The following is a 13,419-nucleotide window of genomic DNA, read 5'->3' on the forward strand; positions in this document are numbered from 1 at the left end:
CACACTTCCAACACTATAGCAGCAAGCGGAGAAGTAAGCCATGCTTAGCGAACATATAATCTGGGTCGGTCTTGATGTCGGCAAAAGAGATACCGTCTGCGCCATAGACTGGCTTGACGATAACCAGGAATTGAACAGGAACAAGGGGTTGACCTCCCTGGCGGTCAAGCACATCACCAACACGCGTGAAGGCGTGAAAGATTTCTTCACCTGGTTGAAGGCGAATCAAAAGCATATTGAGGAACGGCTGCATCCGCAGCGCAAGGTTGTGTACCGGCTGGTGATGGAATCGACGGGATGTTATTCATACCGTCTGATCAAACAGTTAAAGGCGGCGAAGCCCGATAGTTATATTGCGCTCATCAATCCAGCCAAAGTGCCTGCCTTCAAGAAGTTCAACGATATCGAAAGCAAGACGGACAAGCTGGACGCCCAATGCCTGGCGAGGTTGGGTACCACGCAAAAGCCGGACGCCATGTATGAAATGCCGGCAGACTACGCGGGGCTCAAACGTTTAACCAGAATGAATGCCAGTTTGACCAAAATAAGCACGATACTCAAGAATCAGCTGACGAACCTGGATGATCCGGGCGAACGTCAGATTTTTCAAAATCTGTTGAAGAGCGTGGAAGAACAACTGGACGGTCTCGTGGTGAAAATAAGGGAATACCTGCGGAGCCACGCCGCCCTGCAGGAACGCGTCACCAAGCTGGATTCGATTCCCGGGATAGGAATGATCATAGCGGCTACTCTCATCGCCGAATACGGGCCGGAAGACCGTTTCCAAAACATCCGGCAGGTCGTGAGCTTTGCCGGCATGAACCCGAAGAACAAGTGTTCCGGCACGTCTGTGAAATCCACCCGCTTGTCCAAGCAAGGAGCGCCGGTCATTAGGCAGATGCTCTACATGGCCACCCTCACCGCCCAAGCGAGAATACCCATCTTGGATGCATTGTCCAAGCGTTTGACGAATCTTACCCCCATGCAGAAGCGCTGCGCCGTCATGCGCAAGTTGCTGATGATCTGCTGGTCGGTGCTATGCGGCACGGAAAATTACAAGGAGTATCAGCCTTCAAGCAAGAAGTTGGTTCCCTATGAAGCACCGGCAACAACCAAACGTCGGATTAAGCGGGAAAGAAAAAAAAGGAGTTTTTCACCCGAAAATGACGCTGATTGAGTTGACAAAAGCATACCATCTTCAGGGCTCTTTTCGGGTGGGACTTTTACCCAGGGCGACGCGCCCTGCGGGCGCTTGCCCTGGGCTATCTTAGGTCGCGCCTTCGGCGCTGAAAACAAAAGACTGCAGGAAAGGCCAGTATCAATGACTGAGGCATTACCCATGTTAACAAGAAAATTCCTGCCAGACGTCGTCAAACCTGTACAAAACCATTACATTACGCCGTTTTTTTCTCTCACACTTTCAGCGATGCCCAGCGACACGATGCACCAGCAGCAAGAGGACAGGCACCATGGCAAAATTTCTCGGCTTAGACTGCAGCACCCAGAGCATCACCGCCGTCATCCTTGACAGCAGCAAAAAGACCGTCGTCTATGAGAAGAGCCTTAATTTCGGCAAAGCCCTGCCGCAGTACAACTGCCCCGACGGCTTTCTTCTCCACCCCGACCCCTTGGTCAAGCACAGCAATCCACTCATGTGGGCCAACGCCCTCGACCTGATCTGCAAAACGATGCAGGACGATGGCGTCAATTTGGCCGAAATCGCCGGCATCAGCGGCAGCGGCCAACAACATGGCACCGTCTATCTCAACAAGGACTTCCTCAGGGAAGACTGGCTACTCAAGGCCAAGTCACTGGCTGGCGCCGTCAAACCCCTCCTCACCCGCGCAACCTCGCCCATTTGGATGGACAGCTCGACCTTCGCCGACTGCCGCCGCATCGACGCCGCCCTCGGCGGCCCGGAACAGGTCCGCCTCCGCAGTGGCTCATCCGCCACCGAACGCTTCGCCGGTCCCCAAATCAGCCGCTTTGCCCGCGAAGACGCCAAAGCCTATGCCGACACGGCCGTCATCCAACTGGTCAGCTCCTTCATGGCGTCCCTGCTTATCGGCGCTTCAGCCCCCATCGACTACGGCGATGGCGCGGGCATGAACCTGCTCAATCTCAGCACCCTGCAGTGGGACGCCGACCTTCTGGCCGCCACGGCACCACAACTCGGCGAAAAACTCCCCCTGCTCGTGCCCTCCAGCCACATCGTCGGCGAAATTCATCCCTACTTCCACCGCTACGGCTTCCGCGAGGGCGTGCCAATCGTCGCCTGGAGCGGCGACAACCCCAACAGCCTCATCGGCGTCGGCGGCTGGAAGCCTGGCACTGCCGTGATCTCCCTGGGCACCAGCGACACCTTCTTCGCCGCCATGGACCGCGTCGCCACCGACCCCGACGGCTACGGCCACGTCTTCGGCAATCCCGCCGGCGGCTTCATGTCGCTCATCTGCTTCAAAAATGGCTCGCTGGCCCGCGAACAGGTCCGCAAACAATACGACCTCAGCTGGCAAGAATTCGATTCCTGCGCCTTCGAGCTCACCCAGCCCGGGAATGCCGGCAATATCATGCTACCCTATTTCACGCCTGAAATCACCCCGCTGGTCCTCAATTCCGGCCCGGTCTTCGAAGGCAATAGCATGTTCAAAGCCCAAAAGGATGCCGCGGCGGCCGTGCGCGCCCTGGTCGAAGCACAAGCCATGACCATGCGCTTGCACTCGGCGTGGCAACAGCAGAAGACCAAAAAAGTCCGCGTCACCGGCGGTGCCTCAAGAAGCGATGGCGTCTGCCAGGTCCTCGCCGATGTCTTTGACGCCAGCGTCGAACGCCTGCAGGTCAGCGACTCCGGCGCACAGGGTGCCGCCATGCGTGCCGCCCAAGGCGCCGGCGCCATGGACTGGGCAACCCTCAGTCGCATCTTCTGCGCCTGCGACGCCAGCAAAACCCGTAAGCCCATCCCAGCCAACATCGCCATCTACAACGAACTCATAAACCGCTACGCTGCCCTGGAAAAAAGCATCACCGGCTGACAGCACAGAGGCATCCGGGGCAACTGCGCCAGCGCCGAAGACTTCCCATAAGACAGCTGGCATTGGCAGGTCAGCATACTGAGTTTTGCCTCGCTCGCTTCAACAGGGAGTACCCCGAAAACAGAGCCGCGCGGCCTCGGGAACCAGTAGGAGGCCACTAGCCCTGCCGGCCCTCCAGCGCCACCAGCAGTATCCCCGCGGCGAGAATCAACCGCGAGTCCAGGTTGCAGGCGGCGTTAGTGGCCACATCGACTTTCATCACGAAGGGATTGAAGCGCTGCTGAATCTCGGCCACGGCGCGGTCGCCTAGCATCACCCGGTAGCCCTGCGGCAGCAAAGCGCCAAAGATAAAACGGCGCAACAGGGCCAGAGTCATGTTGTCCTCAGCCAGCACGCCGATCGGCGTGCCGGCAGCGTCCTGCAGGCTGTACTGATCACGCAACATCGACTTCCATAGCTGGCGCTTCCAAGTACCCAGCAGAACCCCGGACGCCGAATCAATGACGTCATAAATCCCCCAGCCATCCAAAATGTTCCGCGCTTTGATCAGCAAAATCTCGTCCTGCCGCAACTCATCGCGGTACACCCTGATGTCCTCCCGGAGCCGAAAAGCCTTCTGACGGCTATAGCCTATCAGCTGTCCCGACGCGTCGTAAATATGAAACGCCGCCCCAAACAAGGTGAAAATCTTGCGGCGAATCATGTATTTGCTGCCTGAATCCATAGCCATTCCCTCCTGCTCTGTCCCTCCAACTCCCGGCTGAGGCACGCTTCCACAGCCTCTGCCTGAATATATGCCACATCACCCCAGCTGTCACCAGTTGCATCGACAAAAAAACATCTCGAATAGCAACTGACTGGCAGGCAATGTCTTAAGAATGGCCTGCACTGACCATGGCCGCAATCTCAAAGGAGTGGGCCTTGACTTTTTTTGCCGGCCGTGGCAAGCTATTGCATGCCGCAGAACGACGTCGCTAGAAGAGTCTCTCCAACCGCCACTCGCAGCGCCCCGCTACCGCCCATGACACCAGGCTGTTTCGCACCAAAACTGCTGCCCCGCTGACACCCATGACTTAACGCAGTATCTCCCGAAGCACACTCAGTCCTGCGACCACAGAACGTTTCACAAGGAGGGCCCGGCCATGTCAGACAACTTCAGCATTCGTATCATGACCCGGCAAGAACTGGACCTCGTGATCGACTGGGCCGCCGCCGAAGGTTGGAACCCCGGACTACACGACGCGCACAGCTTCTATGCCGTCGACCCCAAGGGCTTCTACATCGGACTGCTCAACAATCAGCCCGTCGCCTCCATCGCCGTCGTCAAATACAGCCGCGAATTCGGCTTCCTCGGCCTCTATATCGTCAAACCCGAATGCCGCGGCCGCGGCTACGGCTTCCAGACCTGGACCGCCGGCCTCGCCCACCTCTCCGATTGCGTCATCGGCCTCGACGGCGTCATCTCCCAGCAGGTCAATTACAAACGCAGCGGCTTCACTCTCCTCTACCGCAATATTCGCTTCCAGGGCCCCGGCGGCGGCAACGCCACCGTCGACAAGGGCATCGTGCCCCTCTGGTCCATCCCCTTCAACGAACTGTGCGAGTTCGACCGCCGTTACTTCCCCGCCGACCGCAGCACCTTCCTCAAAAACTGGGTCAACCAGTCGCACAGCTGGGCGCTGGCCATCCGCGAAAATAACGCCCTGGCCGCCTACGGCGTCATGCGCACCTGCCGCAAAGGCTACAAAATCGGCCCGCTCTTTGCCCAGTCCAGCGAACAGGCCGAGAGGCTCTTCAACGCCTTCAAAACTCGCGTCAGCCAGAATGACGACCTGTTCCTTGACGTGCCCGAACCAAACCAGACGGGCCTGGCACTGGCGGAAAAATACCAGCTGAAAAAGTGCTTCGAGACCGCCCGCATGTACCGCGGCACCGCGCCAGCCCTCCCCGTCAGCAAAATTTTCGGCGTCACCACCTTCGAACTGGGCTGACAGTGGCCGACGCCAGCGCCGGCCACCCGACGCAGTTACTCAGAACACCGGCCGGGAATGCCAGGGGCACTCGCCGTCATTATCCAGCCCACAGCGCGCGACCTGCCCGAAGCCCGTCACGCCCTCATAGGCGCCATCACGCGCCGGAACCACATAGGTGCTGAACCAGCGCCGCAGCGCGGCCCCCATGGCAGCAACGCGCTCCTGCTGCTCTGGCTGATCAATGAGATTGCGCGTCTCGCCCGGATCGTTCACCAGATCATAGAGTTCATGTGGCCCGTAGGGTATGCGATGCACATACTTCCAGGCACGATTGCGGATCATCCGCACCGGCCCATACTCGTCAAAAACAACGACGTCGGCGTCCGCACGATCACCACCACCCAGCAGCGCCTCGGCAAAGCTGCGGCCAGGCAGTTCTGCTGCCAGCGGATTGTCCACGCCAGCAATCTCCAACAAGGTCGGGAAGACGTCATAGTGGCTGTATAGGCCCTGCAAGACCCGCCCAGCGGGTACCCGCCCGGGCCAGCTCGCGATACACGGCACCTTTACCGATGTGTCATACATGTTCATCGGAAAAGTGCCGTTACCTTTGCCCCAGACCCCGTGATGGCCCATGTTCATGCCGTTATCGCTGGTGAAGATTACCAGAGTGTCATCCAGCAGGCCCTGCTGACCCAGTTCATCAAGCACCCGGCCAATGCCGGCGTCCATCGCCGTGATCGCGCTGTAATAGCCCCGCAAATTGACGTGACGCGTTTCCGGCGTGTAACCATATGGCGCGGTCGGGCTCTGCCAGGGATGCCGCGGCAAATCCGGCGTCGCCGTAAAAGGACAGTCGCCATAGCGCGCCCATATTTCTGCCGGATGCTGATGCTCTTCCCATGGCGAATGCGGTGCCGTGTAATGCACACTGAGCATAAATGGCCGCTCGGCCGTCGCCGGTCGCTCACGCAAAAAACGCAAAGCCTGATCGGTGATTTCATCCGTCACATAGCGCGTCTTGCGACTGATCGTCCCGCCCTCAATCCACTCGTAGTTGTAATACTGGCCGCCTCCAAAAGCGTAGGCCTGCCAATACTCGTAGCCCTTCTGGGGCCGAGGACTGTCGCCTAAATGCCATTTGCCAGACAAGGCGCAGCAGTAGCCCGCCCCCGCCAAGTAATCCGTAAAGCCCTCACGACCATCCAGATAGCCGATCGCGCGGTCCTTGCCGCGAAAAACCCCAGCCGCGTCCTCAATGCAGCCCCGGCGGATCCAGTCATGTACGCCGTGATCGGAGGGAATGCGCCCCGTCAACAACGACGCCCGTGCCGGCGAACACACGGGCGACACACAGAAGAAATTCGCGAAGCGCGTCCCCTGTTGCGCCAAGGCGTCGAGATTCGGCGTCATGACATCGCGATTGCCGGCACAGCCCATCGCCCACGCGCCGTGATCATCTGCTAGAAAGACGACGATGTTCGGTCTCTTTGCCATGCTCGCACACTCCATTTCTGCATCGCGTCCCGCCGGTACCGACGGTGTCCCGGCCAACACTCACAACTGGCACCAAGAGCCGCACGCCGAGGGCTCCGCTCAGATATTCACGCCGTCGTCCGGCAAGACGCCTGGAGCGACCGACCGGCAGACGCACCCGCCTACTGCTGCGTGTTGCGCTCCTGCCACACGTCGGCAAGCAGCCTTGCCATGGCCGTCGCCGCGTCAGGCCGGGCAAAGCGCCGAACGGCCTCGCCCATCGCTTGCCAAGGCGCTGGCTCGTCCAGCCAGTTCCGCAGCCAGTCGCTGAGCAAGGCCGGGGACGCGTCTCGCTGCGCCAAAAACCGCGCCGCACCGGCCGCCGCCATGCTCTGCGCATTGACCGTCTGGTGATCGTCTGCCGCCGTCGGCAGGGGTATCAAGATGGCCGGCTTGCCAAATAAGGCCAGTTCACAAATGCTCGACGCGCCCGCACGGCAGATGACCAGATCCGCCACTGCATAGCAATTCTCAATGGCACTCTCGGATCTTTTCACCGCTGCGGCAATGCCGGCCGCGGCATAGGCTGCAATCACGTCAGAGTTGTCGTCGCTGCCCGTCAAATGGATGAACTGGACCCGGTCGGCAACATCGTGCAGCAGCGCCTGGCTCTCACTGATCAAGCCGTTGATGAAACGCGCGCCCTGGCTGCCGCCAAATACCAGCACCGTCCGCCGCCCCGCCTGTAGCCCAAGCTGCTGCAGATAGTCGGCTGGCGCCGCTGCCTTGCCCGTTGCGACCTCCACCAGCGCCTCGCGTAAAGGCATGCCACACATCGCCGCCCGAGCCCCACGCAACTGCCGTTCGTCGGCTAAGGGCAAAGACAGGCCGACCGACCGGGCCTTGCGCATGAAAAAACGATTGGTCTTGCCCATCAAGGCATTGCCCTCATGCAGAACCAGCGGCGTCCGCCGCGGTAAAGCCAGGCAGGCCGGCACCGCCGCAAAACTTCCCATGCCCAGCAGCAGATCCGGCCGAGTGTCCGTCAAAATCCGCCGTGCCGCCCAGACGCAACCCAGCAGCTGAAAGGGAAAACTCAACGTCGCCAGCAAGCCGGCCTCCAGCCGCACCGCCGGCACTTCCCGCGAGGCAAAGCCGTACTTGGCCGCAATGGCCGCCTGCTCGCCCGCATGCTTGCCGGCAACCAACAGTGTCACCCGATGCCCCATCGCAGTGAACTTGCCCGCCACGGCCAAGGTCGGGTAAAAATGGCCACCCGTACCGCCGCAGGCAATGGCCAGATGGCAGCTGTCGCCGCAACGCTCGTCGTGTGTTTCAGCCATAGAACACGTTCCCTGCTGTCTTAGCGTTTCAGACCCCACAAATGACAAAAGAAGGCTAGCAACCATGGTCTATGGCCTTGCCTAACAACTTTACTGCACAAAAAACGCCCGGTACCCTTTTCCACGTCAGCGGCCGCTTCTGCTCAGCCACGCCTGAATACCATAGCCAGGCAGCGCTAAAACCTCCAACCAACAAAAAAAGCCGGCAAGGTGCCGGCTCTACCAATAATCCCCACTGGGGGGCGTGCCGCCTGGGGATCCCATATCACAACGGAAACCACCCGCGCCATCTCAGTTCAGAAAGGCACGCCCAAGGTCTGGCCTTCCCAGGCCGCTGGAGCATTCCAAGGCAGGCGCCCTTGTGCGTTAACCTCTTTTTCGCTAACACAACCGGCCAGCAACGCCAAAGCACATAACAGTGAAATTACGATTGAAAACCGCATTGCTCGCCTCGCCGTCACTAGAAGAAATAAAAAGCCTGCATTTCCAAAAATTGGCAGACCAGCACGGCCACCATCGCCAAAAGTCCTACTATCATCGATATGGGCACGAGGTGTTTCATGATTCAACAAATCCCCTTGGTCATCATTCGCCGTCTGTCGAACTGTTGTCACCCTGAGGACGGACCCTGCCTGCAGCGGCCTCGTCACCCTTCTGCTGACTCGAAATAATTACTTGGGCACCGACGGGAATTGTCTCAATCGAACCGCGGATCAGCTCCGCCAAAGAAACTTTGTCCTGAACTTCGGTCACCTCGGCAGTACCAAGAAATTTACCCTGGGAGGAAATGGCCAGACGAACGCCTTTCATCAAGGAGGTGTTGCCCAAATCAACAATCACGTAATTCCATTCCTCGTTGCTCAACAGCACCCGGCCCTGCAAGGTCTTGTCCAAATCGTCATAACTGCTCACGGCTTTGGCCTCAACCACTCCAGCACCATCGTCCGAAATACCCAAATCAGTCATCTTCTTGCGCAAGGCCGCGATCTCCTTCTCGGCCTTTTCAGCAGACGCAATCAACTCGGCGTTGCCCTCCTCAAGCTTCTCTTTCTCCGCCTGGACACTCTTGAGCTCTTCCTGCGTCGTCTTCAACAACACCAACTTGCTGTTGATACCCGAAAAATCATTCTTCATATCGTTCAGCGCACTCCCATAGCGGGTGCTGTCGAGCGCAGATACGTCCGCTGACCAGTCATAGCTATTGACCGCTGCAACGCCCTCGCGAAGAGTACTGGCAAAGTCGTCCTGGCGTTTTTTCACCAAAGTGACGGCACTGGCATAGCCTTCAAGAACGCCTTGGCAATCAAAACTGCCCAGGCTCTCCTCGCCGTTCTCGTCAATGCGTTTGGCTCGCGCCAAAAAGACATCTTTATTGTTGGCAAAGCCAAAACCGACTGTGGCCGAGGACGCCTCCAGGGTAGCCAGCATCAAGTCATCTCGCTCACGAATCGCCGCGGCGTGGGCCTTGGCCTGAGCAGCGCCCTTCTCATAACTGTTGAGGTCGGTCAGTTTCTCGGTCGCCAATTCACTCTCGGGCAAGCGCAGTTCAATGGCCATCTCAACCATGGTCTGGGCAAGCAGGTTGCGCTGAGCATTCAGCGATGCGGCTAGGTTCACCGCGCTATCAACCGTCTTCTGAAAGCCGCCTTTGTCAGTCTTGTAACTCGCCCAGGCCAGACTGCCACTTTCTTTGGTGCCAGGCGCCGCAGGAGTAAAGGTCACCTGGGACGAAACGCCACTGCCACTCTGCACATCCAACTTCTGGGCAACCGCCGCCACGCCACTTGAAAGAATTGCCGCCCGGCCGACAAAATCCGCCCGGCGGTTTGACACCAGGAAGCTTAATACCGCTGCGGCGACAGCCAAAACGGCGACTATGGGTGCCAAGATCTTACCCAGCTTTGCCATGTATCACAACTCCCCTTGAGCACGTGACGGTCGTCCCGCCAAGCTATCATTTAGTTATTACACAACCAACCAACAGCAATTTCAGCCGAAATACCGCCTAGACTTGCCGCTTACTACACAATAGCGCCTCAAATTATTGGCTCAACAGCCACTTTACAAGCGCAGCCAAGGCTATTTTCCAAAAACCTGCAAGCGACGCGTACTGTAAATCATCAACCCGACTCCATCAATGTAATCCACGCATCAGAATGAAGAAATAATTACCAGCAGCCATCCACGCATAGGCGGCCACCGCTAAATAGGGGCCAAAAGGCCACGCCGACATCAGGCCACCATGACCAAGCAGGCGCCGGCAGGCCCCACACAGGAAGCCGGCAAAGGCCGCCGCCAGCAGCACATAAATGCAGGCATCCGCGCCTAAAAAGGCACCGATCAGCGCCAGCAATTTCACGTCGCCAAAACCCATGACGTCCCTACCCATGCGGCCAGGCAGGAGTCGCCGCCCCGCATAGCTCAAAGCCGCCAGCAGCGTAAAACCGACTGCGGCGCCCAATAGACAATCCACTGCTGCTGCTGCAATCGGCACCCGACCAAGCGCAGCGCCAGCCTCACCCATGACATCCAGCAGCCCACTGTACAACATAGCGCCGCTGTGCGGATCATCCGGCGCCACCAGGGCTAGTCGACTAGCCGGCAGGGCCAGCGACCAGCAGAAGGCCAGAAGCAGTCCCGGTAGGGTGATGGCATCGGGTATTATCCTATGCCCCCGGTCAATCAACGCCGCCGCCAGCAAGGAACCCGTCAAGTAAAAATAGCCGGGTAGCACCGCCAACGGCAAGTGCCGCATCAGGGCGCTAATCCAAATCAGCCAGAACAAAAGCCCCGTCGCCGCCTCACCCAGCGGATAGCGGATTGATATACGCGCCTTGCAGGCGCTGCAACGCCCACCCAGACACAGCCAGCTGACAATCGGGATGTTCTCCCAGGCCCGGATGCCATGCCCGCAGAGCGGGCAGTGACTCGGCGGGTGCAACAATGACTCGCCACGCGGAACTCGCCACACCACCACATTGAGAAAACTGCCCACCACGCAGCCAAAGAAAAATACCATGGCGTGCAGCGGGAGCAAAATGGGCTCTAGATCAGTGGCAAGCATGCAGTTTTTCCCAGGCGCCGGCTGGCGTTGCCACCGGCGGCACGTCCTCTCGCTGTCAGCGAACTTTCACACCACGGCCGCGTAGGTAGTCCTTCACCTGGGCAACCGTGAAAGTGCCAAAATGAAACACTGAAGCCGCCAGCAGGGCAGCGGCTTTGCCTTCGGTCGCCGCAGCGTAAAAATGCTCCAGGGTGCCAGCGCCGCCACTGGCAATCACCGGCAGGCCGGTCTTTTCGGCGATGGCCCTGGTCACCGCCAGGTCATAGCCGCCGCAACTGCCGTCGCAGGCTTTGCTGGTCGGCAAAATCCGCCCGGCGCCCGTGTCCTTCATCTCCATGGCAAAGGCCACGGCGTCCTTGCCCGTCGGCGTCCGCCCGCCGTCAATGTAGACCTCGCGTTTGGAGGGCATGGCGTCATTGCGGTCGACATCGATGGCAATGCAAATCCGCTGGGCGCCAAAGGTCTTCACCGCCTCACGCACAAACTGCGGATCGCGATACGCCGCGCTGGAGATGCTCACCGCGCTGGCCCCGGCGGCCAAGGCGTCGTCAATGTCCTGCAGCCGACGAATGCCGCCGCCGACTGTCAAGGGCACGGTCACCACCGCTGACACCTTCTGCAACACATCGAACATCGTGCGGCGCTTCTCAACCGTCGCCGTAATGTCCAAAAACGCCAGCTCGTCCGCCCCGCTGGCGCAATAGGCCTTCGCGGCCGCGACGGGATCAGCCGCATCCTGCAGCTCGACAAAATGTACGCCCTTGACAACCCGCCCGTCCTTCATGTCCAGACAGGGAATGATGCTCACATAGTCCATATCGCGTCCTCTTTCATAACCGGATTCGACGGCTTTGCCCAGAATGCTTTCTGCGTGTCCCCAGCTGCCGCAACGGAGCAGCAACAATTACCAGCGAGCGCAGTCTGCCAGAATCCGCAGCAGCGCCTCGACCTCGAGGTCCTTGCTCTTGCTGAACTCGGCTGACACGCAGCCGGTGTAACCGCTGGCCGCAATCGCCTTGAAGATGTTCTTGTAGTTCAACTCGCCCGTGCCGGGCTCGCGGCGGCCGGGATTATCGCCAAAGTGAAAGTGACCAATCTCATCCTTGAAATCCGTCAGATTGCGAATGACATCGCCTTCGCTGATCTGCTGATGATAGACGTCAAAAAGGAATTTGACCGCCGGACTGCCCACCTGCCGCACCATGTCTGCCGCTTGCTTGGAATACACCAACGCGTAGCCTTTGTGGTCCTTGCGGATGTTCAACGTCTCGTAAACCATCACCATGCCCGCATCCTCCAACATCGGTGCCAGACGTTTGCTGGCCACCACGACGTTGTCCATCTGCTGCGCCATGCTCATGTCGCTGCGCTCAGCACCAGTCAAGGCCAAAAGCGTCTTGGTCCCCAGCGCTTTGGCGTTGACGATCGCCGCGCGCACTTCGTTCTCGAAAGTGTCGTGATACGCCGGATTCACCGGGCCCTCGCCATTGATCGTACCGCCACAGGCGATTGCGCCGACGCTGATGCCCAACTCGTCGCATTTCGCGCGCACGGCTTCCTTGTCTTCCCACTTGCCCGCACCAAGATTTTCAAAGGCCGGGAAACCGTAGGCAGCGACCTGCTCGACCATCTCCACGTGGCTCAAACCGCCAAACCAACCCGTCATCAACGCCATCTTGACCTGAATTCCCGCACCAATTTTCTCGACATTGTAGTTAACCGGCATCACACACTCCATGAGCTTGCTTGTTGCTATTTTTTTACGGATGCATCCCGCTATGGCAAAGAACGTCAAATATCATGCCTCAGCGACGCCCTTGCAATGACTGCGGGCGCTTTTTTGCTGCAGCCGGGTCATCGCCCAGACACAAACTCAGCACTGACTCGACGCCACCCGAAAGTCCATTATGTTAACGGCCCGCAGCAATTGCATCTTTACCTCATGCTTGCCACCCCATCCCAAACAGGACCCCCCATGCAAAAATCACTTATCCGCGCCCTCTGCTCCCTGCTTCTCTTCGCCGCCGCCAGCGCACTGAAAGCCGCTGACACCGACATCACCGGCTTCTGGAAAATTATTGATGACGAAACCGGCCGCCTCCGCTCCATCATCGCTTTATACCAACACCAGGACAAACTCTACGGTCGCCTGGTCGTCACCTTCCACGAAGATGAAACGGTCAAAAATACCATCTACGCCCCCGTGGAACGCGCTACCGCCCTCCCGGACCAACCCTTCTTCGCTGGTCTCGACATTGTCTGGGACCTCCGCTGGGACGGCAACAAGCAGCGCTGGGACAAAGGCAAAATCCTCGACCCCAAAAAAGGCAAGGTGTACAGCAGTCACATCAGCTGGGACGCCAAAAAACAACAGCTGGTCGTCCGCAGTAAAATTGGCCCCTTCGGCCGCAATCAGTTCTGGCTGCGCGCCGAGGACAAGGACTTCCCGGCAGATTTTGTCCTGCCTGACACCAGCTCTTGGACGCCCAAAATTCCCCGCACGTGAAGCGCCCGCCAACAACACCGCGGCG

12 protein-coding genes are annotated in these 13,419 nt (G+C 58.9%); 4 read left to right on the plus strand and 8 right to left on the minus strand.

All coding sequences use genetic code 11. The features are described from left to right. Positions 1 to 40 precede the first annotated feature (40 nt). Together J3R75_RS00210 and J3R75_RS00215 are read left to right on the plus strand one after the other, a co-directional pair. Positions 41 to 1,177 carry an IS110 family RNA-guided transposase gene (locus tag J3R75_RS00210; RefSeq protein ID WP_307259094.1) on the plus strand — a complete coding sequence of 379 codons (1,137 nt, stop codon included), beginning with the start codon at positions 41 to 43 and terminating at the stop codon, positions 1,175 to 1,177. Between the two features lie 292 nt (positions 1,178 to 1,469). Continuing rightward, positions 1,470 to 3,032: a xylulokinase gene (locus J3R75_RS00215; protein WP_307259096.1), complete on the plus strand. Its 1,563-nt coding sequence runs from the start codon at positions 1,470 to 1,472 to the stop codon at positions 3,030 to 3,032. A gap of 157 nt (positions 3,033 to 3,189) precedes the next feature. Here J3R75_RS00215 and J3R75_RS00220 read toward each other — a convergent pair whose 3' ends face one another. Then, positions 3,190 to 3,756 (minus strand): LURP-one-related family protein, encoded by a 567-nt coding sequence (locus tag J3R75_RS00220; protein WP_307259097.1) that lies wholly within the window; start codon positions 3,754 to 3,756, stop codon positions 3,190 to 3,192. 418 nt (positions 3,757 to 4,174) lie between these two features. Between J3R75_RS00220 and J3R75_RS00225 the strand changes: the two genes are divergently transcribed. Continuing rightward, positions 4,175 to 5,023, plus strand: coding sequence for a GNAT family N-acetyltransferase (locus tag J3R75_RS00225; RefSeq protein WP_307259098.1), 849 nt, complete (start codon positions 4,175 to 4,177; stop codon positions 5,021 to 5,023). 39 nt (positions 5,024 to 5,062) lie between these two features. Here J3R75_RS00225 and J3R75_RS00230 read toward each other — a convergent pair whose 3' ends face one another. The 7 genes from J3R75_RS00230 to J3R75_RS00260 form a co-directional block, all read right to left on the minus strand. Further along, positions 5,063 to 6,502 carry a sulfatase family protein gene (locus J3R75_RS00230; RefSeq protein WP_307259099.1) on the minus strand — a complete coding sequence of 480 codons (1,440 nt, stop codon included), beginning with the start codon at positions 6,500 to 6,502 and terminating at the stop codon, positions 5,063 to 5,065. 161 nt (positions 6,503 to 6,663) lie between these two features. Further along, positions 6,664 to 7,824, minus strand: coding sequence for a UDP-N-acetylglucosamine--N-acetylmuramyl-(pentapeptide) pyrophosphoryl-undecaprenol N-acetylglucosamine transferase (locus J3R75_RS00235; protein ID WP_307259100.1), 1,161 nt, complete (start codon positions 7,822 to 7,824; stop codon positions 6,664 to 6,666). A 296-nt stretch (positions 7,825 to 8,120) separates the two neighbouring features. Next, the gene (locus J3R75_RS00240; RefSeq protein WP_307259101.1) at positions 8,121 to 8,393 is read right to left on the minus strand and encodes a hypothetical protein; all 273 of its coding nucleotides are present in this window, start codon (positions 8,391 to 8,393) and stop codon (positions 8,121 to 8,123) included. Positions 8,394 to 8,409: 16 nt separating this feature from the next. Next, entirely contained in the window at positions 8,410 to 9,732 is a 1,323-nt protein-coding gene (locus J3R75_RS00245; protein WP_307259102.1) for a hypothetical protein, read from the minus strand. A gap of 226 nt (positions 9,733 to 9,958) precedes the next feature. Beyond that, the gene (locus J3R75_RS00250) at positions 9,959 to 10,888 is read right to left on the minus strand and encodes a prepilin peptidase (protein WP_307259104.1); all 930 of its coding nucleotides are present in this window, start codon (positions 10,886 to 10,888) and stop codon (positions 9,959 to 9,961) included. Between the two features lie 55 nt (positions 10,889 to 10,943). Further along, on the minus strand, positions 10,944 to 11,705 hold the full coding sequence (gene hisF / locus J3R75_RS00255) for an imidazole glycerol phosphate synthase subunit HisF (RefSeq protein WP_307259105.1): 762 nt from the start codon (positions 11,703 to 11,705) through the stop codon (positions 10,944 to 10,946). A gap of 87 nt (positions 11,706 to 11,792) precedes the next feature. Continuing rightward, positions 11,793 to 12,614, minus strand: a complete 822-nt coding sequence (locus tag J3R75_RS00260) for a TIM barrel protein (RefSeq protein ID WP_307259107.1) — start codon at positions 12,612 to 12,614, stop codon at positions 11,793 to 11,795. Positions 12,615 to 12,863: 249 nt separating this feature from the next. Between J3R75_RS00260 and J3R75_RS00265 the strand changes: the two genes are divergently transcribed. Next, entirely contained in the window at positions 12,864 to 13,394 is a 531-nt protein-coding gene (locus J3R75_RS00265; RefSeq protein WP_307259109.1) for a DUF2147 domain-containing protein, read from the plus strand. Positions 13,395 to 13,419 lie beyond the last annotated feature (25 nt).

Origin of the sequence: Oligosphaera ethanolica, assembly GCF_030814695.1 — a bacterium.
GTDB classification, from domain to species: Bacteria; Verrucomicrobiota; Lentisphaeria; order Oligosphaerales; family Oligosphaeraceae; genus Oligosphaera; species Oligosphaera ethanolica.

Bases quoted from the DNA above. Each gene is read 5' to 3' on its own strand.
- J3R75_RS00220 (WP_307259097.1), bottom strand. From the start codon at position 3,756: ATGGATTCAGGCAGCAAATACATGATTCGCCGCAAGATTTTCACCTTG.
- J3R75_RS00245 (WP_307259102.1), bottom strand. From the start codon at position 9,732: ATGGCAAAGCTGGGTAAGATCTTGGCACCCATAGTCGCCGTTTTGGCT.
- J3R75_RS00230 (WP_307259099.1), bottom strand. From the start codon at position 6,502: ATGGCAAAGAGACCGAACATCGTCGTCTTTCTAGCAGATGATCACGGC.
- J3R75_RS00260 (WP_307259107.1), bottom strand. From the start codon at position 12,614: ATGCCGGTTAACTACAATGTCGAGAAAATTGGTGCGGGAATTCAGGTC.
- hisF (WP_307259105.1), bottom strand. From the start codon at position 11,705: ATGGACTATGTGAGCATCATTCCCTGTCTGGACATGAAGGACGGGCGG.
- J3R75_RS00265 (WP_307259109.1), top strand. From the start codon at position 12,864: ATGCAAAAATCACTTATCCGCGCCCTCTGCTCCCTGCTTCTCTTCGCC.
- J3R75_RS00250 (WP_307259104.1), bottom strand. From the start codon at position 10,888: ATGCTTGCCACTGATCTAGAGCCCATTTTGCTCCCGCTGCACGCCATG.
- J3R75_RS00215 (WP_307259096.1), top strand. From the start codon at position 1,470: ATGGCAAAATTTCTCGGCTTAGACTGCAGCACCCAGAGCATCACCGCC.
- J3R75_RS00235 (WP_307259100.1), bottom strand. From the start codon at position 7,824: ATGGCTGAAACACACGACGAGCGTTGCGGCGACAGCTGCCATCTGGCC.
- J3R75_RS00225 (WP_307259098.1), top strand. From the start codon at position 4,175: ATGTCAGACAACTTCAGCATTCGTATCATGACCCGGCAAGAACTGGAC.
- J3R75_RS00210 (WP_307259094.1), top strand. From the start codon at position 41: ATGCTTAGCGAACATATAATCTGGGTCGGTCTTGATGTCGGCAAAAGA.